A 16,783-nucleotide genomic window follows, 5' to 3' on the forward strand; every position below is an offset into this window, starting at 1 on the left:
ACCTTCAAGGAAGCAGGTGAGCACATGAGTGACCCCATTCTCAGAGTCGACGGGATCAGCAAGGGATTCCCCGGTGTGCAGGCTCTCAAGGATGTGCACCTCGAGGTGCGAGCCGGCGAGGTGCTGGTGCTCGTGGGCGAGAACGGCGCCGGCAAGTCGACCCTGATGAAGATCCTCTCGGGGATCTACACCAAGGACGAGGGCACCATCACGTTCGAGGGCCAGGAGGTCGAACTCACCAGCCCGCTGCAGGCGCAGCAGCTCGGCATCACGATCATCCACCAGGAACTCAACCTGATGCCCGATCTCACCGTGGCGCAGAACATCTTCGTGGGTCGCGAGCCCACCACCGGCCCCTTCCTGTCGGAGCGCAAGCTCAACGCGCAGACGGCCGAACTGCTGCAGCGCCTCGGCATCAGGGTCAACCCGCGACAGCTCGTCGGCGAGCTGACCGTGGCCGAGCAGCAGATGGTCGAGATCGCCAAGGCGCTCTCGTTCAACGCCAAGGTGCTCATCATGGACGAGCCCACCTCGGCGCTCACCGACTCCGAGACCGAGACCCTGTTCCTGCTGATCGAGCAGCTGCGCGCCTCGGGGACCGGCATCGTCTACATCTCGCACCGCATGGACGAGCTGCGGCGTCTCGCCGACCGGGTCACGGTGCTCCGTGACGGCACATACATCGGATCACTGGAGAAGTCAGAGGTCAGCGTCCCGAAGATCATCGAGATGATGGTCGGCCGCGTGATCGACGAGGGAACCCGTCCGCAGGCCCGCGATCACATCAACGACCCGATCGTGCTCGACGTGCAGGGACTCTCGACCAAGAACCTCCTCAAGGACGTCTCGTTCCAGCTGCACAAGGGCGAGATCCTGGGCTTCGCCGGGCTCATGGGCGCCGGGCGCACCGAGACTGCGCGGGCCATCATCGGTGCCGACCACCGCGACGGCGGCACGATCGCGATCGGCGGCGACCCGGTGCGAATCGGACAGCCGGCGGATGCGGTCAAGCACGGCCTCGGCTACCTCTCGGAGGACCGCAAGCTGCTGGGCCTGATGCTCGAGCAGGACGTGACCTTCAACACCGTGCTCGCCTCGCTCGGGTCGTACGCCAACGGCATCGGCTGGATGGGCGACGCGAAGGCGAAGAACCGCACCAAGGAGTACGTGCAGCAGCTGCGGGTCAAGACGCCCTCGGTGAACCAGGTCGTGAAGCTGCTCTCGGGAGGGAACCAGCAGAAGGTCGTCATCGCCCGGTGGCTGATGCGCGACTGCGACATCCTCATCTTCGACGAGCCGACCCGAGGGATCGACGTCGGCGCGAAGGAGGAGATCTACCGCCTCATGCAGCAGCTCGCTGACCAGGGCAAATCCATCATCGTCATCTCATCGGAGCTCCCCGAGATCCTCCGCGTCGCGAACCGCATCGCGGTCTTCGCGAACGGTCGGATCACCGGGACGCTCCGCAACGAGGAAGCCAGCCAGGAGAAGATCATGCAACTCGCAGCCCACGGGGAGGAAGACTGATGAGCACCCCACAGCAGTCCGGATCGTCGACGACGACGATCATCCAGACGGCGGTCGATGAGAACACCGACAAGCGCGACTTCGGCGGGTTCCTCCGCCGCCAGCTGCAGCAGTCACTCGCCTTCGGCACGCTGATCGTCCTGGTGATCTTCTTCTCGATCGCCAGCCCGAACTTCTTCACCTTCAGCAACATCGCCACGGTGCTGCTGTCGACGGCGGTCATCGGCATCCTCGCCCTCGGCACGACCTTCGTCATCATCACCGGCGGCATCGATCTCTCGATCGGCACCGGTATGGCGCTGTGCGCCGTGATGACGGGTGTCTTCGTCACCAACATGGGACTCCCCGTCTGGGTCGGCGTGATCGGCGGTGTGCTCACGGGTGTCCTCATGGGACTCGTGAACGGCATCAACATCACGTTCCTCCGGCTGCCGCCCTTCATCGCGACCCTCGCGATGATGATGATCGCCGGCGGACTCGCCCTCGTCATCTCGAACGTCTCGCCGATCTACTTCTCGACCTCGGCCCCCGACTTCAAGAAGATCGCGCTCGGCGTGATCATCCCCGGCATCCCGAACGCCGTGCTGATCACCGCCGTGGCCGCGATCATCGCGTGGCTCGTGCTGTCGAAGACGCTCCTCGGCCGCTACACCTTCGCGATCGGCTCGAACGAGGAGGCCACCCGGCTGTCGGGTGTGAACACCCGCCGCTGGACGATCCTCATCTACATGTTCGCGGGCGCCTTCACCGGCATCGCGGGCATCGTGATCGCGGCCCGTCTCGACTCGGCGCAGCCGCAGATCGGCACCGGCTACGAGCTGCAGGCGATCGCCGCCGTCATCATCGGCGGAACGTCGCTGCTCGGCGGACGAGGCTCGATCCTCGGCACCGTGATCGGTGCGCTCATCATGAGCGTGCTCGTCAACGGCCTGCGCATCATGTCGATCCAGTCGGAGTGGCAGAACATCGTCGTCGGCATCGTCGTGCTGCTGGCCGTCTTCCTCGACTCGCTGCGCAACCGCCAGCGCACCTGACCCACAGATCTACACCCCCCACCACCACACAGAGAACAATGGAGTTTCCATGAAATTCGGCAAGAAGACCGCATTCGCGGCACTCGTGGCCGCATCCGCCCTCGTCTTCGCGGGTTGCGCAGGCGGCGGTGACGTCATCGAAGAAGGCAGCGGCGACGGAGGCAGCGGCGACGGCGAGATGTACATCGCGCTCGTCTCGAAGGGCTTCCAGCACCAGTTCTGGCAGGCCGTCAAGACCGGTGCTCAGGAGAAGGCGGACGAGCTCGGCGTGAAGATCACGTTCGAGGGCCCGGCCGCCGAGACCGAGATCGCCCAGCAGCTCGAGATGCTCACCACCGCGATCGACAAGAACCCGGATGCCATCGCCTACGCCGCCCTCGACCCCGAGGCGTGCGTCGCCCCGCTCGAGCAGGCGAAGGCCAAGGACATCCCCGTCGTGTACTTCGACGCTCCCTGCGACGGCGACGTCGGACTCAGCCTGTCGGCGACCGACAGCAAGGTCGCCGGTGCGCTCGCCGCAGAGCACATGGCCGAGCTGATCGGCGGCGAGGGCGAAGTCGCCATCGTCGGCCACTCGAACATCAACTCGACCGGTGTCGAGCGTCGTGACGGATTCGTCGAGAAGATCGAGGCGGACTTCCCCGACATCAAGATCGTCGACATCCAGTACGGTGACGGCGACCACCTGAAGTCGGCTGACATCGCGAAGACGCTGATCGCCGCTCACCCCGATCTCAAGGGCATCTACGGCACCAACGAGGGCTCGGCCATCGGCGTCGTGAACGCCGTGAACGAGCTCGGCCTCGAGAAGGGCAAGATCACGATCGTCGGCTTCGACTCGGGAGCTGCCCAGATCAACGCGATCAAGGACGGAACGATGGCCGGCGCCATCACGCAGGACCCGATCGGCATCGGCGCGCAGGTCGTCCAGGCGGCGTACGACGCGGCCAACGGCGAGGACGTCGAGGAGTTCTACGACACGGGTTCGTACTGGTACGACAGCACGAACCTCGAGGACGAGGACATCGCAGCGGTCCTCTACGAGTGACCCGCTGAGAAAGAAGCCCCTCACCTTCGGGTGGGGGGCTTCTTGCGTGCCGGGGGTGCGGGGGCGCGTGGCAGGGTGCGTCAGATGCGTCGGAGGAAGGTCAGCACGGATGCCGGCTCGACGATCAGCTGCTGCAGCGCCTCATTGAATGGGACGCCGGCCGCGGCCGAGATGTGCGCCTGGAAGGCCGCCTCGTCGCGGTAGACCTCGTAGACGAAGAAGCGGTCGGGGTCGTCGACGAGCCGCGTCGCATCGAACACGACGTTGCCCTCTTCGGCGCGCACCACCTCGGCGAAGTCGCGCAGCAGCGCCGCAACGTCGTCGCCCTTGTCGGGGCGTGCGGTGAACACGGCATGCAGGATGGTCGGCTCGGTCATGCGGACTCCTCGGGTGTGGGCTGGCGGGGTGGGACGGTGCGGTCAGGCAGCGGTGTGGTCAGGCTGACAGGGTCAGGTCGACAGGGTGAGCAGGCGCGCGGGGTTGGCGACCAGCATCCGCTCGACCGCGTCGTCGCCCAGCGCGGAGCGCAGCCGCGGCAGGTAGCGCTCGCCGAGATAGGCGAGACCCGGCATGCCGCCGTACGCGAGGTAGCGGGTGCGGCGGGCGACATCGCCGCCGAGCAGGATGCGGTCTCCGCATCCGAGGGCGACGGCCTTCTCGGTCAGGGCGAGCAGCTCGGCATCCGACCTCGTACGCGGACGCGCGAAGCCGTCGTACCCGAGGTAGGCGCCGCGCTCGGCGAGCGACGCGTGCAGCCCGGCATCCGGATCGCGGTCGGCATGCGCGAGCACGACGCGATCGGATGCCACGCCTTCGCCCTCGAGCAGATCGAGGACCTCGTGCGCGGCGGTGCAGAACTCCAGGTGCACCATGACCGGCGCGCCGGTCGCTCGGTGCGCCGCTGCGACCGCGAGCAGGGTCGTGTGCTCGAAGGCGGTGATGCTCCAGTAGCCGACGCCGGCTTTCAGCATCCCGGCGCGTACCGGTGATCCCTCGGGCGCAGCCGCCCGGGGCACGTCGGGGGTCTCGAACACCAGCGCATCGTCGACGAGCATCCCGCGCATCACCTCGGCGATGAACAGCTCGGCCAGGCGCTCGACATCCCACACCTGCATCGGATGGTCCTCGCCGTAGTGCGCCTCGCGGTGGCGCCCTGTCGTGGCGACGATGTGCAGTCCGGTGCCGGCGCTGATGCGTGCGACCCCCTCGGGATCGCGCCCGAGCCCGAACGGCGTCGCATCGACCATCGCCGCGAAGCCGCTGGCCCGCAGCAGGGCGGCCTCCTGGCCGGAGAGCTCCTCATCGTCGAGCTCATCGCCGACCAGCAGCGGCGAGATCTGGAACAGGTGCTCGTGATAGTCCGTCGCCCCGAGACGCGTCGGGTCGATGTCGCCGAGCACCGTCCGCACGACGGGCATCAGCGCACCGATTCGGCGGCCTGGGCGAGCCGCTCGACGATCTCGGGCGTGAGGTCGATCTCGAACACGTCGGCGACGACCTGCGACCACCCGTGGATGAAGTAGCGCCAGCCGTCGACCACGTGCAGACCGCGCGCGCCCTCCTGCGCACGCGCCTGATGCAGGAACTCGAGCGAGCCGCGGTAGTTGAACTCCCACACCCACGCGTCCTCGGGGAACGCGACGTCGTCGGGCAGCGGCGAGCCCGGGCGGTCCTTGCCGAGGCCGGTGGCGTTCACGATCAGCGAGCCCGCGGGAGCGCCTGCGACGATGGCCGCGGCATCCTGCACCGTGTCGGTGCGCACGTACGTGATCAGCCCGTCGGGGGTGCCGTGCTGGCGGTGCACCTCGCGCAGGTGGTCGAGCTTGTCGTCGTCGCGAGCGGTCACGGTGATCTTCGCCGGAGCATCCGCCCTCTCCGCCAGCGCCCAGCTGAGCGCGGTGCCCGAGCCGCCGGCGCCGAGGATCACGACCTCCGCCCCGGTACGGGCGAAGTGCTCGGTCGGCAGGAAGTCCTTGAGTGCGAGATCGACGGTGAGGGGGTCTTTGGCGCGGCCGATCAGGCGGTCACCCCGCTTCGAGATGCTCGAGATCTCGGAGCACGAGACGGCGAACGGGTCGAGCTCGTCGAACAGGTCGGATGCCGCGGCGAACACGTTCATCTTGTGGGTCGTGACCAGTGCGCCCCGGTGCTGCGGGTCGTCGCGGATCTGCTCGACCATGGCGACGTACTGCTCGGGAGTCGCATCCATCGGAAGGTCGTGTCCGATGAGGTTCTCGGTGGGGAGGCCCAGCACCTCGGCCCACTTCGGGAACACCTTCATGATCGACGACGAGCCGGTGCTCACGCCGACGAAGCCCATGTAGCCGCCGGTCGTGGTCGCGGGGGTCGCGGTGTTCTCGGTGATGGTCATCGCTGGGTCCTTCAGGGTCGGGGGGAGACGGGGTGGGCGGGAGCGGTGCCGGCGAGAACCGCGAGCACATCGTCGAGGGACATCGAGCCCATGTTGTCGACGGCCTGGGTCGTCTGCGCGCCGAGATGCGGGGTCACGGTGACACGGTCGGCGAGGTCGTCGGCGAGCAGCGGACTCGCGCTCGCCGCGGTGTCGCCGGTCAGGGTGTCGGCGGCGTATCCGCCGAGGCGTCCGTCACGCAGGGCGGCGGCGAGTGCCGCCTCGTCGACGAGATCGGGGCGGGCGGTGTTCACCAGGATCGTGCCGGGGCGGATGCCGTCGAGTCGCGCCGCATCGACGAGCGTCTGCCCGCCCGGGGCGTGCAGGGTGATGACGTCGGCTGTGCGGAACAGCTCGTCGAGGTCGACCGGTTCGGCGCCGCGCTCGGCGATCACGTCGGCCGGCAGGAACGGATCTGCCGCGAGCACGCGTGCGCCGAAACCGCTCAGACGTCGCGCGACGCCCTGGCCTATGCGACCGAACCCGACGATGCCGACCGTGGCGGCTCCGAGCTCGCGACCGCGCCGCACGGCCCAGTCGCCGGCCCGCACGCGGCGATCGCCGTCGGGGATGAACCGGAGCGCCGCAAGCATGAGGCCGACGGCGTGGTCGGCGACGGCATCCGCGTTCGCCCCCGGGGTGTTCGTCACCGGGATGCCGCGCCGCAGCGCCGCGTCGAGATCGACCGCCTCGGTGCCGACGCCGTAGCGGGCCACGACCCTGAGGTTCGGCGCGGCGGCCAGGTGGTCGTCGGTCACCGGACCCGTGCCCGCGATCCACCCCTCGGCGGCAGCGAGCAGGGGTGCGAGCTCGGTGAGCCCGTGGTGGGCGGGGCCCCGGACGATCTCGTGACCGGCGGCCCTGGCTCGCCCGACGAGGTCGAGGTCTCCGTCCGAGAACGATCGGCTGGTCGCGAGGATGACTCCCATCAGGCGCCTCGGGTGGCGGGGGCCTGGGCGAACCACGGCTCGAGCGCGGCGTAGGCGCCGACGAAGCGCGAATGCCGCTGCGCGTGCACGGCGTGCCGGCCGGCGTCCGGAGTGAACTCCGCCGTGACCTCGCTGAGCGCCCGCGCCGCCGAGAAGTCGGCGAGGCCGAGGCCGACGGCACCGGTGACAGCGGCGCCGAGGCTGTTGGCCTCTTCGACGATCGTGCGCCGTCGGATCGGCACACCCCAGACGTCGGCGAGGATGCCGAGCCAGGCGTCGCTCTGTGCTCCGCCGCCCACCGCGTCGATGCGGTCGATCGACGCACCGGATTCGCGGAACGCCTGGATGCAAGTGAGCAAGTTGTACGCGACACCCTCGAGCACGGCTCGGGTGAGGTGCGCGCGGGTGTGGTGACGGGCGAGGCCGACGAAGGCTCCGCGGGCGTGCGGGTCCCACAGCGGGGATCGTTCGCCGAGCAGATAGGGGAGGAAGTAGAGGTCCTCGGTGTCGAGGTCGCCCCCGGCCTCCGCGGTGAGCCGGGCGGTGTCGGGGCGCGCGGGGTCGGGGGAGAGGGCTTCGGCGATCCACTGCACCGAGGCGCCGCCGGCCTGCATGGTCGCGGTCGGCACGAAGGATCCTGGCACGACGTTGTCGAACGTCATGGTGCGCATCTGCGGGTCGTGCAGCGGTGTGAGGCTCGCGAACGAGATCCACGACGAGGTGCCCAGGCACACGTACGCGCCGTCTTCGGGCGCGACGATGCCCGAACCGACGGCGGCCAAGGGGCCGTCTCCGCCGCCCATGACGACGCGGACGGATGCCGGAAGCCCGAGGTCGGTGGCCGATTCGGCGGTCAGGGACCCGGCGATCGTCGTCGATTCGAGGATCTCGGGGAAGAGAGCGGGGTCGAGTCCCGCGGCGGCGAGCACATCGGCCGACCACTCGCCGCGCACCTGGTCGTAGGCGTTGGTGCCCGAGGCGTCGGAGCGCTCGGTGGCGAGGCGCCCGGTGAGACGGTAGACGATGTAGTCCTTCGCGACGCAGAAGTGCCGCACCCGCGCCCAGACATCCGGCTCGTTGTCGCGCACCCACATGACCTTCTCGACCGAGTAGGTGGGGTTCAGTCGATGGCCGAGCACGCGATAGGCGTCCTGTGCGCCGAGACGCTCTTCGAGCGCACGGGTCTGCGCGCCCGAGCGGGTGTCAGCCCAGATGATCGCGGGGCGCACCGGCTCGCCGTGTGCGTCGAGCAGCACGGTGCCCATCATCTGGCCGCTGACGACGAGTCCGCCGACGGTCGACGGGTCGACGCCCGCACGGTCGATCAGCTGTCGGGTCGCCGAGACGACGGCATCCCACCAGTCCGCCGGATCCTGCTCGGCGATGCCGCCCGCGGCGAAGTGCGCGGGGTACGGCACCGTGACCGAGGTGACGAGGCGTCCGTCGTCATGGTGCAGGGAGGCCTTGTCGCCGGTGGTCCCCAGATCGTGCGCGATCAGCATGGCCGGAGCCTATTCCGCGGGGGGGGACGCGGAGTAGGGGCGCAGGTCCACGCCCTCGGTGGCGCGATAGGCCCGAGAGCCCATCCCGTGCTCGAGGACCCAGTCGTAGTCGTGGCCGGCGCCGCCCGGGTACACCGCGAGGAACGAGTAGGGCTCGTCGCCCGTGTTGACCGAGCGGTGCGCCCAGCCCGGCGGGATGTAGCCGATCGTGCCGGGCAGCATGTCGAGCCATTCGGTGCGCTCGCCGTCGAACATGAGCAGCCCGCCGCGGCCCTTCAGCGCGAGGTAGATCTCGCCCTGGTGGTTCGGATGCTGGTGGCCCTTGGTCATCCAGAGCTCTCCCGAGGTGTCGCCGGGCATGATCGTGGTGATCGACTGCGGCAGCTCGCGGTCGACCTCGGGCACGGGAGAGCTGACCACGGTGTAGACGACGGGGTTGTCGCCGGCGGCCGCGGCAGCCCAGGCGTCGGCGTCGAGGAAGAGTCCCTCGAGGTCGGACATGCGCCGCGTCAGAGTGGGTCCCTCCGGGGAGAGCGTGAGCTTCTCGGCGTCGAAGGCGATCGCCATCGGCGAGATCGGGGGAGTGTGGAACTGGGGCATCGGTGCTCCTCGTGCGGATGCTGCGGCGCTGCGCAACCTGTAATGACAAGTTGAGTGTACCTGTGATGACAAGTGGCGTCCAGTGCTCGGATGCGCAGGCCGGGGAGCGCGGGTGTGCGCTGCTCCTGGATCGCCCGAACCCGTCGGGCTCGCCATGCGAGTTTCTCCGGAGTCATGGAGCGGAGGCGGCGCGCAGTGCGCGCGCGAGGTGGGCGCGGCCGCCTCTGACGGCCTCGGCTGTCACCTCGTCGGCCCCTGGGTAGTCGGCATGGCCGGCGGGGAGGACGGCGAGTTCGAGCATCCGCGCCGCGTTCGCGACGCCGAACTGTCCGGGCGGCGGCACGTACGGGTCCCACAGTGCCGCCTCCACGCGCACCGGAACGCGGGCGAAGCCGAGGGCTGACGAGGCGTCGAACCAGCGCAGCGCCTCGCGCGCGTCGGGATGCGCGGCGACGTGATCGCGCACGGTCTCCCCGCTGCCGAGGCAGTGAACGGCGAGGCGCTCGTCGTACTGCCCGAAGCTCGGGACGATGAGGGTCGCCCCGATATACCGGTCGTCCCACGGCAGGGCGAGCGCTCCGATGCCGCCGCCGAAGCTCTCGCCGACGTAGTAGAGCGGCACGCGTCCGACGAGCGCGGTCAGGGCATCCGCCGCGAGCCAGAGGTCGCGGGCGCAGAGTCCCAGCACGTAGTCGTCGGAGTTCTCGATCCCGGCCAGCACATGCTCGGCCTGGATCTCGGGGGCGCCGATGCCCGTGTTCAGCGTGGGCAGCCCGCGGGCGACAGGGAAGATCGCCGCTGCATCCTCGGGAATACGAGCGAGGTCGATCGCATCCCGCCCGCCGTATCCGTGGCTGTGCGCGACGCCCACCCGCGCGGGCGGCGAGACGGGCTCGACGAGCCAGGCACGCAGTCGGATGCCGTCGACTCCGGCGTGCTCGATGATCGACACCCGCCGGCCGTGGATGCTCTCGGTGGACAGCACGGCGGGTGCGGCATCCACCGTCTTCGCCTGTGCGCGCCACGCCTGCCATCGCGCGGTGAAGCCGTCCGGCGCTGGAACCGGTGCGATCTCGCGGAGCGTGGTGAGCGTGTGTCCGTAAGCGGCGTCGAACTCGGCGTCGGGGAACCAGGTGTCGTAGGGAGGGGGGAAGGTCATGACGAGACGACGCTACCGAACGTCCTCCGGATGCCGCGGCTCAGGCGCTCGCGCGCCGCGCACGATACGCCGCCACCGCGTTGCGATTCGTGCAGGTCGTCGAGCAGTAGCGCTTCGACCGGTTGCGGGACAGGTCGAGAGCGAGCGCCTCGCACGTGTCGTCGGCGCAGATCGAGATGCGGGATCCCTCGTCGGTGCGGATGACGTCGATCAGCGCCATCGCGGTCTCGATCAGCACGCGCTCGGCGAGGGGGCGCTCGTCGGCGACGGCGTGCAGGTGCCAGTCCACGCCGTCATGGCGCACGAGTCGCGGCGCGAGAGACGCTTCGGCCAGCGCGGCGTTGACGTGCTCGGCCATCTCGTCTCGTGGCGCGATGAGCATGGAGCGCAGGCGCGGGCGGATCGCACGCAGCGAGGAGAGCTCGGCGTCGTCGCGGTCGAGGCGGCCGGAGTAGGGGAAGTCCGCGAGGAAGGCGTCGTAGTCGGCGAGCGTCTCGAGGGTCTCGGGCTCTTCCGCCGAGTTCACGAGCCGGATGGCTGCGCGGAGCGCCTCTTCCGTGTCATCGGTGAAGTTCATGTTGACACCTTACAACGTGCACGAGTAGCGTCACCTGTCATGAGCAGAGTTGCGAATGACATCTCGATGCGCGGCGTGCGTCTCGGTCTGCCTCTGGCGATCGGCGCGGCCTTCGCGTTCGGGATGTCCGGCGCCTGGGCTCGCGGGCTCATCGATGCGGGGTGGACGCCCGGTGCCGCCGTGACCGCGCGTGTCTGGGTCGCCGCACTCGTGCTGCTCGTGCCGACGGTCCTGTCGCTGCGCGGGCGGTGGGCAGTGCTCCGCAAGAACGCCGGGATGGTCGCCGCCTACGGCCTGCTCGCCGTCACCGCCACGCAGCTCTGCTACTTCCAGGCCGTCGCCGTGATGGACGTCGGCCTCGCACTGCTCATCGAATACACCGCGCCGATCGCCGTCATCCTCTGGCTGTGGCTCCGCCGGGGCGAGCGGCCGAGTCGGCGCAGCGTGATCGGCGCGGCCATCGCCTTCGTCGGACTCGTGCTGATGCTCGACATCATCACCGGCGCCGAGGTCGATGTCGCCGGCATCCTCTGGGCACTCGCCGCGATGGTGGGTGCGGCGACGTACTTCCTGCTCTCGGCCAAGGCCGACACCGGACTGCCTCCGATCGCGCTCGCCGGGGGTGGGCTGCTGCTCGGCGCGATCGCGCTGACGGTCGCCGGACTCGCCGGCATCCTGCCCATCGCCTGGACGACCGACGACATCACCTATCGCTTCGGCACCGTGCCGTGGTTCGTGCCGGTGCTCGCGATCGGCCTGGTCGCGACGGCACTCGCCTATGTGCTCGGCATCGCGTCGACGCGGATGCTCGGCTCCCGCCTCGCATCCTTCGTCGCGCTCTCCGAGGTGGTCGCCGCGCTGCTCTTCGGCTGGCTGCTGCTCGGACAGCTGCCCGATCTGCTGCAGGCCCTCGGCGGGGCGCTGGTGCTGGTTGGCGTCGTCGTGGTGAAGCTCGGCGAGCCGCGTCCCGCCGAGTTCGTCGAGCCGGTGCCGGATGCCGTGGAGCGGCCGCAGCGGTAGCGCAATGTATACGCGAAGCACCCGCTGACCGCGCCCCTGATCATACGAAACGTATTTGTGTATACACTGAGGGCATGAGCTCTGTCGCCGATCGCATCACCGCCGGCGATCGAGCCCACGCCGCGCTGCTCGAGGAGATCCAGTCCGGAGCCCTCCCCGCGGGGTTCGTGCTCGGCGAGGTCGAGCAGGCCGCCCGCCTCGGCATCAGCCGCACCCCGATGCGCGAAGCGCTGCGCCGCCTCGCCGCCGACGGCCTCGTCGTGCAGCAGTCGCCGCGAGTGACGGTGGTCGCCGACCTGGATGCCGACGACATCCGCGCGCTGTTCGAGATCCGCCGCGCGCTCGAAGAGACCTCCGCCCGACTCGCGGCCCAGCGGGGTGACGCCGCCCTCTTCGCCGCCCTCGCCGACGAGTTCGCGCACGTCGACCTCACCGCCGTCGAGGGCCGCGACGCGTACTACGCCCTGATCGCCCGCTTCGATGCCGCTCTCGACGGTGCGGTCGACAACGACTACATCGCCTCGGCCCTGCGCACCGTGCGCACCCACCTCGTGCGAGTTCGCCGCATGGCCCGCGACAAGCCGGCCCGCCTCTCAGCCTCAGCCGCCGAGCACCGAACGATCGCGCAGGCCCTCGCCGCCCGAGACGGTGACCTCGCCGCCCACGCCACGCACGTGCATCTGCACAATGCGCTGACCGGCATCCTCGACTCCCTGACCGCCAACCCAGAAGGTGTGAAATGACCGTCACCCACCACGTCCGCGTCCACCGCAGCGATGAGAACCTCGCCCGCGAAGACCAGCTCGCCTGGAAGATCGCCGAGGTCGCCGCCGACCCGGTCGAGGTCGAGCAGGACGTCACCGACATGATCATCAACCGCATCATCGACAACGCGTCGGTGGCCGCGGCATCCCTCACCCGCGGGCCCATCAACGCGGCTCGCACCCAGGCGTTCAGCCACCCCGTCTCGACCGGCGGCATCGGCGCCACGGTCTTCGGCGCGGCGCTCGACCACCGCACCAGCCCCGAGTGGGCGGCGTGGGCCAACGGCGTGGCCGTGCGCGAGCTCGACTATCACGACACGTTCCTCGCGGCCGAGTACTCGCACCCGGGCGACAACATCCCGCCGATCCTCGCCGTCGCCCAGCACGTGCAGGCCGACGGCCGCGCGCTGCTGCGCGGCATCGCCACCGGCTACGAGGTCCAGATGGACCTCGTGCGCGCGATCTGCCTGCACAAGCACAAGATCGACCACGTCGCGCACCTCGGCCCGTCGGCCGCCGCCGGCATCGGCACGCTGCTCGGGCTCGACGTCGAGACGATCTACCAGGCCGTCGGTCAGGGCCTGCACACCACCACCGCCACGCGTCAGAGCCGCAAGGGCGAGATCTCGACCTGGAAGGCGCACGCCCCGGCCTTCGCCGGCAAGCTCGCCGTCGAGGCGGTCGACCGGGCGATGCGCGGTCAGACGAGTCCCGCGCCGATCTACGAGGGCGAAGACGGCGTGATCGCCTGGATGCTCGACGGCAAGGACGCCGCTTACGAGGTGCCGCTTCCTGCCGCGGGCGAGGCGAAGCGCGCGATCCTCGACTCGTACACCAAGGAGCACTCGGCCGAGTACCAGGCGCAGGCGTGGATCGACCTCGCCCGCAAGCTCGGCACCGAGAACCCGGCGCTGCGCGACCCCGCCAACATCGAGGCCGTCGTGCTGCACACCAGCCACCACACGCACTACGTGATCGGCTCGGGTGCGAACGACCCCCAGAAGTACGACCCCACTGCATCCCGCGAGACGCTCGACCACTCGATCCCGTACATCTTCGCGGTCGCGCTGCAGGACGGCGGCTGGCACCACGTCGATTCGTACACCCCCGAGCGGGCCGGTCGCGCAGACACGGTCGCCCTGTGGCACAAGATCACCACGGCCGAGGATGCCGAGTGGACCCGCCGCTACCACTCCGAAGACCCCGACGTGAAGGCGTTCGGCGGGCGCGTCGAGTTCCGCCTCACCGACGGCACGACCGTGGTCGATGAGATCGCCGTCGCGGACGCGCACCCGCTGGGTGCTCGTCCGTTCGCCCGTGAGAACTACATCGCGAAGTTCCGCCTGCTCGCCGAGCCCGTGCTCGAGCCCGCGGAGATCGAGCGGTTCCTCGAGCTCGTGCAGCGTCTGCCCGAGCTCACGGCCGCGGAGGTCGGCGAGCTGTCGATCATCGCGAAGCCCGGCCTGCTCGAGGGCGCCGATGCCCCGAAGGGCCTGTTCTGATGCTGTATTCGCACGTCACCCCGGCCGAGAAGCGCCGTCTGTTCCGCGAACGGCTCGCGAGTGGCGAGCTGCTGCGCTTCCCCGGCGCGTTCAATCCGCTGAGCGCCCGACTGATCGAGCAGAAGGGCTTCGACGGGGTCTACATCTCGGGTGCGGTGCTCTCTGCCGACCTCGGGGTGCCCGACATCGGCCTCACCACGCTGACCGAGGTCGCCGGTCGGGCCAAGCAGATCGCGCGGATGACCGACATCCCCGCGATCGTCGACGCCGACACCGGTTTCGGCGAGCCGATGAACGTCGCCCGCACGATCCAGGAGCTCGAGGATGCCGGCCTCGCCGGCACGCACATCGAAGACCAGATCAACCCGAAGCGTTGCGGCCACCTCGACGGCAAGAGCGTCGTCGACGAGAGCACGGCGATCCGTCGCATCCGCGCCGCCGCCGACGCTCGACGCGACCCGAACTTCCTCATCATGGCGCGCACCGACATCCGCGCGGTCGAGGGACTCGAGTCCGCGATCGATCGTGCGAAGGCGCTGGTGGATGCCGGGGCGGATGCCGTCTTCCCCGAGGCGATGCGCACCCTCGCCGAGTTCGAGGCGATGGCGAATGCGCTCGAAGTGCCGATCCTCGCCAACATGACCGAGTTCGGCAAGAGCGATCTGTTCTCGGTCGACCAGCTGCGGGATGCCGGTGTGAACATGGTCATCTGGCCGGTGTCGCTGCTGCGCATCGCGATGGGCGCGGCGGGCGGTGCGCTCGATACGCTGAACGAGGAGGGGCACCTCACCTCGAAGCTCGGTGAGATGCAGCACCGTGCCGATCTCTACGACCTGATCGACTACGAGTCCTACAAGCAGTTCGACTCCGGCGTCGCAGGCTTCACCGTCACGAAGGAGTGAGCATGACCGAGCCGGACATCAAGAAGGGCCTCGCCGGGGTCGTCGTCGACACGACCGCGATCTCGAAGGTCAACCCCGAGACGAACAGCCTGCTCTACCGCGGATATCCCGTGCAGGAGCTGGCGGCGACCCAGCCTTTCGAGGCGGTGGCCTACCTGCTGTGGCACGGCGAGCTGCCGACGGCCGACGAGCTGGCCGCTTTCCGCGCGGAGGAGCGCCTCCATCGCGCTCTGACCGACAGCGTGAAGACGGCGATCGACCTGGTTCCGCTCGACGCGCATCCGATGGACGAGGTGCGCACGGCGGTCAGCCTGATCGGTGCCTCCGACACGAACGCGGGCGGATCGGTGCTCGATGCCGGCGGCAGCCCGGAGGAGAACCTCGAGCGCAGCATCCGTCTGTTCGCCGCTCTCCCCGCGATCGTCGCGTACGGTCAGCGCCGCCGCCGGGGGCAGGAGACGATCGCACCGCGCGACGACCTCGACTACTCGGCGAACTTCCTCTGGATGACGTTCGGCGAGGAGCCCGATCCGGTGGTCGTCGACGCGTTCAACCGCTCGATGATCCTGTATGCCGAGCACTCGTTCAACGCCTCGACGTTCACGGCCCGCGTGATCACCTCCACCCTCAGCGACCTCTACTCGGCGGTGGTCGGGGCGATCGGCGCGCTCAAGGGGCCGCTGCACGGCGGCGCCAATGAGGCTGTGCTGCACATCTTCGACGAGATCGGCGAGGCCTCGAACGTCGTGCCGTGGCTCGACAAGGCGCTGGCCGAGAAGCGCAAGATCATGGGCTTCGGGCACCGCGTCTACAAGAGCGGCGACTCGCGGGTGCCGACGATGAAGGCGGCGCTCGACACCCTGGTCGAGCACTACGACAAGGCCGAGGTGGCAGAGCTGTACGACGCTCTCGAGTCGGAGTTCGTGGCGCGCAAGGGCATCTACCCGAACCTCGACTACCCGTCGGGTCCTGCCTACAACCTCATCGGCTTCGACACCCTCACCTTCACGCCGCTGTTCGTCGCGGCGCGGGTCACAGGGTGGACGGCGCACATCATCGAACAGGCCGGTGCGAACGCTCTGATCCGCCCGCTGTCGTTCTACGACGGCGTCGACGAACGCCACATCGAGAACTGATCGGCGCACCGGCCCGGGTCGACGAACCCGGGTCGGTCGCCGGATCGGATGCCGCACTCCGCGGCGCGACGTCAGCTCGCGCGCGGGAGGGTGCCCAGCTCCGTGCCGGACGCGTCCTTGATCACGAGGACGTCGCCGTCGATCTCGACCGCACGCACGCCCCGCATCCAGCCGTCCACTCCGGGGCACGCCTTCAGCGTCGAGGCGAATCGGGCGAGATCGACACGGTCGCCGTTCACCGAGTAGGTCGTCGTGATGCCGTTGCAGCCGTCACTGCCGTGCACCTCGCCGTCGGCGGTGAACTCGAGGTGCGGCTGACCGGAGGCATCCTCTCCCCACAGTCCGACGAGCTTCTCGACGACGGCGCTGTCTTCGCCGTTCGGGTCGGCGCTCGACGTCGGCGCACTGCTGGGGCCGCCGGTCGCGCAGGCTGCGCCCATCACGGCGAAGGCTCCCAGGATCGCGAGGCCGACGAGGGTGCGTGCTCTGCGGTGGGTGCTCATGGTGGCCATGGTAACCGTGTCGTCTGCGAACGCAATCCGTTGTGCGGCGGGCGGTCGTCCTGCCGTATCGCAAACGAGAGGGCCAGGTCAAGAGGCGAAATTCTGGTAAACAATTTCCCCATTCTGTGGATTTACTGGGTACGCTTCTGGAGATCCCTGCTCGTCTCGAC

Annotated in this window: 17 protein-coding genes; 8 read left to right on the forward strand and 9 right to left on the reverse strand. The window is 69.2% G+C overall.

The genetic code is table 11. The annotated features are described in order from the left end of the window. Positions 1 to 24 precede the first annotated feature (24 nt). From AB0P11_RS14510 to AB0P11_RS14520, 3 genes are read left to right on the forward strand one after another with little or no spacing between them, the layout of a single operon-like run. Positions 25 to 1,527 (forward strand): sugar ABC transporter ATP-binding protein, encoded by a 1,503-nt coding sequence (locus tag AB0P11_RS14510; RefSeq protein ID WP_056280538.1) that lies wholly within the window; start codon positions 25 to 27, stop codon positions 1,525 to 1,527. Beyond that, positions 1,527 to 2,561, forward strand: coding sequence for an ABC transporter permease (locus AB0P11_RS14515; RefSeq protein ID WP_171821947.1), 1,035 nt, complete (start codon positions 1,527 to 1,529; stop codon positions 2,559 to 2,561). The genes AB0P11_RS14510 and AB0P11_RS14515 overlap by 1 nt, the downstream gene beginning before the upstream one ends. Before the next feature lie 49 nt (positions 2,562 to 2,610). Further along, on the forward strand, positions 2,611 to 3,609 hold the full coding sequence (locus AB0P11_RS14520) for an ABC transporter substrate-binding protein (RefSeq protein ID WP_056280540.1): 999 nt from the start codon (positions 2,611 to 2,613) through the stop codon (positions 3,607 to 3,609). 80 nt (positions 3,610 to 3,689) lie between these two features. On the opposite strand, the gene AB0P11_RS14525 is transcribed toward AB0P11_RS14520, so the two are convergent. The 8 genes from AB0P11_RS14525 to AB0P11_RS14560 all read right to left on the reverse strand — a co-directional run bounded on the left by AB0P11_RS14525 (position 3,690) and on the right by AB0P11_RS14560 (position 10,786). Continuing rightward, positions 3,690 to 3,986, reverse strand: a complete 297-nt coding sequence (locus tag AB0P11_RS14525) for a putative quinol monooxygenase (RefSeq protein ID WP_363522644.1) — start codon at positions 3,984 to 3,986, stop codon at positions 3,690 to 3,692. A 72-nt stretch (positions 3,987 to 4,058) separates the two neighbouring features. After that, positions 4,059 to 5,027 carry an aryldialkylphosphatase gene (locus tag AB0P11_RS14530; protein ID WP_363522646.1) on the reverse strand — a complete coding sequence of 323 codons (969 nt, stop codon included), beginning with the start codon at positions 5,025 to 5,027 and terminating at the stop codon, positions 4,059 to 4,061. Beyond that, positions 5,027 to 5,980, reverse strand: coding sequence for a shikimate dehydrogenase (locus tag AB0P11_RS14535; RefSeq protein ID WP_363522648.1), 954 nt, complete (start codon positions 5,978 to 5,980; stop codon positions 5,027 to 5,029). The genes AB0P11_RS14530 and AB0P11_RS14535 overlap by 1 nt, the downstream gene beginning before the upstream one ends. Before the next feature lie 11 nt (positions 5,981 to 5,991). After that, positions 5,992 to 6,948: a phosphoglycerate dehydrogenase gene (locus AB0P11_RS14540; protein WP_285363409.1), complete on the reverse strand. Its 957-nt coding sequence runs from the start codon at positions 6,946 to 6,948 to the stop codon at positions 5,992 to 5,994. Then, a complete protein-coding gene (xylB, locus tag AB0P11_RS14545) occupies positions 6,948 to 8,450 on the reverse strand; it encodes a xylulokinase (protein ID WP_363522650.1) in 1,503 nt (500 codons plus the stop codon). Before xylB ends, AB0P11_RS14540 begins: the two co-directional genes overlap by 1 nt. Positions 8,451 to 8,459: 9 nt before the next feature. Then, positions 8,460 to 9,050, reverse strand: a complete 591-nt coding sequence (locus AB0P11_RS14550) for a glucose-6-phosphate isomerase family protein (protein ID WP_363522652.1) — start codon at positions 9,048 to 9,050, stop codon at positions 8,460 to 8,462. Between the two features lie 172 nt (positions 9,051 to 9,222). Continuing rightward, positions 9,223 to 10,209, reverse strand: coding sequence for an acetylesterase (locus AB0P11_RS14555; RefSeq protein ID WP_363522654.1), 987 nt, complete (start codon positions 10,207 to 10,209; stop codon positions 9,223 to 9,225). A 40-nt stretch (positions 10,210 to 10,249) separates the two neighbouring features. After that, positions 10,250 to 10,786, reverse strand: coding sequence for a CGNR zinc finger domain-containing protein (locus AB0P11_RS14560; RefSeq protein WP_053097930.1), 537 nt, complete (start codon positions 10,784 to 10,786; stop codon positions 10,250 to 10,252). Between the two features lie 39 nt (positions 10,787 to 10,825). Here AB0P11_RS14560 and AB0P11_RS14565 point away from each other — a divergent pair, with 39 nt between their 5' ends. The 5 genes from AB0P11_RS14565 (at position 10,826) to AB0P11_RS14585 (ending at position 16,110) form a co-directional block, all read left to right on the forward strand. Beyond that, positions 10,826 to 11,806, forward strand: a complete 981-nt coding sequence (locus tag AB0P11_RS14565; RefSeq protein WP_363522656.1) for an EamA family transporter — start codon at positions 10,826 to 10,828, stop codon at positions 11,804 to 11,806. A 74-nt stretch (positions 11,807 to 11,880) separates the two neighbouring features. Further along, positions 11,881 to 12,549 (forward strand): GntR family transcriptional regulator, encoded by a 669-nt coding sequence (locus AB0P11_RS14570; protein ID WP_363522658.1) that lies wholly within the window; start codon positions 11,881 to 11,883, stop codon positions 12,547 to 12,549. Next, entirely contained in the window at positions 12,546 to 14,072 is a 1,527-nt protein-coding gene (locus AB0P11_RS14575; RefSeq protein WP_363522660.1) for an MmgE/PrpD family protein, read from the forward strand. Before AB0P11_RS14570 ends, AB0P11_RS14575 begins: the two co-directional genes overlap by 4 nt. Next, the gene (prpB, locus tag AB0P11_RS14580; protein WP_363522662.1) at positions 14,072 to 14,974 is read left to right on the forward strand and encodes a methylisocitrate lyase; all 903 of its coding nucleotides are present in this window, start codon (positions 14,072 to 14,074) and stop codon (positions 14,972 to 14,974) included. The genes AB0P11_RS14575 and prpB overlap by 1 nt, the downstream gene beginning before the upstream one ends. Positions 14,975 to 14,976: 2 nt before the next feature. Then, entirely contained in the window at positions 14,977 to 16,110 is a 1,134-nt protein-coding gene (locus tag AB0P11_RS14585; protein WP_053097920.1) for a bifunctional 2-methylcitrate synthase/citrate synthase, read from the forward strand. A gap of 71 nt (positions 16,111 to 16,181) precedes the next feature. Here the strand turns inward: AB0P11_RS14585 and AB0P11_RS14590 are convergent, their stop codons facing one another. Next, positions 16,182 to 16,613: an META domain-containing protein gene (locus AB0P11_RS14590; RefSeq protein WP_162253870.1), complete on the reverse strand. Its 432-nt coding sequence runs from the start codon at positions 16,611 to 16,613 to the stop codon at positions 16,182 to 16,184. Between the last annotated feature and the right edge of the window lie 170 nt (positions 16,614 to 16,783).

The organism is Microbacterium sp. NPDC079176, assembly GCF_040686675.1.
Lineage (GTDB): Bacteria > Actinomycetota > Actinomycetes > Actinomycetales > Microbacteriaceae > Microbacterium.

What these genes read in the sequence shown, in the direction of transcription:
- AB0P11_RS14510 (WP_056280538.1), top strand. Translation starts at nt 25, where the DNA reads ATGAGTGACCCCATTCTCAGAGTCGACGGGATCAGCAAGGGATTCCCC.
- AB0P11_RS14515 (WP_171821947.1), top strand. Translation starts at nt 1,527, where the DNA reads ATGAGCACCCCACAGCAGTCCGGATCGTCGACGACGACGATCATCCAG.
- AB0P11_RS14520 (WP_056280540.1), top strand. Translation starts at nt 2,611, where the DNA reads ATGAAATTCGGCAAGAAGACCGCATTCGCGGCACTCGTGGCCGCATCC.
- AB0P11_RS14525 (WP_363522644.1), bottom strand. Translation starts at nt 3,986, where the DNA reads ATGACCGAGCCGACCATCCTGCATGCCGTGTTCACCGCACGCCCCGAC.
- AB0P11_RS14530 (WP_363522646.1), bottom strand. Translation starts at nt 5,027, where the DNA reads ATGCCCGTCGTGCGGACGGTGCTCGGCGACATCGACCCGACGCGTCTC.
- AB0P11_RS14535 (WP_363522648.1), bottom strand. Translation starts at nt 5,980, where the DNA reads ATGACCATCACCGAGAACACCGCGACCCCCGCGACCACGACCGGCGGC.
- AB0P11_RS14540 (WP_285363409.1), bottom strand. Translation starts at nt 6,948, where the DNA reads ATGGGAGTCATCCTCGCGACCAGCCGATCGTTCTCGGACGGAGACCTC.
- xylB (WP_363522650.1), bottom strand. Translation starts at nt 8,450, where the DNA reads ATGCTGATCGCGCACGATCTGGGGACCACCGGCGACAAGGCCTCCCTG.
- AB0P11_RS14550 (WP_363522652.1), bottom strand. Translation starts at nt 9,050, where the DNA reads ATGCCCCAGTTCCACACTCCCCCGATCTCGCCGATGGCGATCGCCTTC.
- AB0P11_RS14555 (WP_363522654.1), bottom strand. Translation starts at nt 10,209, where the DNA reads ATGACCTTCCCCCCTCCCTACGACACCTGGTTCCCCGACGCCGAGTTC.
- AB0P11_RS14560 (WP_053097930.1), bottom strand. Translation starts at nt 10,786, where the DNA reads ATGAACTTCACCGATGACACGGAAGAGGCGCTCCGCGCAGCCATCCGG.
- AB0P11_RS14565 (WP_363522656.1), top strand. Translation starts at nt 10,826, where the DNA reads ATGAGCAGAGTTGCGAATGACATCTCGATGCGCGGCGTGCGTCTCGGT.
- AB0P11_RS14570 (WP_363522658.1), top strand. Translation starts at nt 11,881, where the DNA reads ATGAGCTCTGTCGCCGATCGCATCACCGCCGGCGATCGAGCCCACGCC.
- AB0P11_RS14575 (WP_363522660.1), top strand. Translation starts at nt 12,546, where the DNA reads ATGACCGTCACCCACCACGTCCGCGTCCACCGCAGCGATGAGAACCTC.
- prpB (WP_363522662.1), top strand. Translation starts at nt 14,072, where the DNA reads ATGCTGTATTCGCACGTCACCCCGGCCGAGAAGCGCCGTCTGTTCCGC.
- AB0P11_RS14585 (WP_053097920.1), top strand. Translation starts at nt 14,977, where the DNA reads ATGACCGAGCCGGACATCAAGAAGGGCCTCGCCGGGGTCGTCGTCGAC.
- AB0P11_RS14590 (WP_162253870.1), bottom strand. Translation starts at nt 16,613, where the DNA reads ATGAGCACCCACCGCAGAGCACGCACCCTCGTCGGCCTCGCGATCCTG.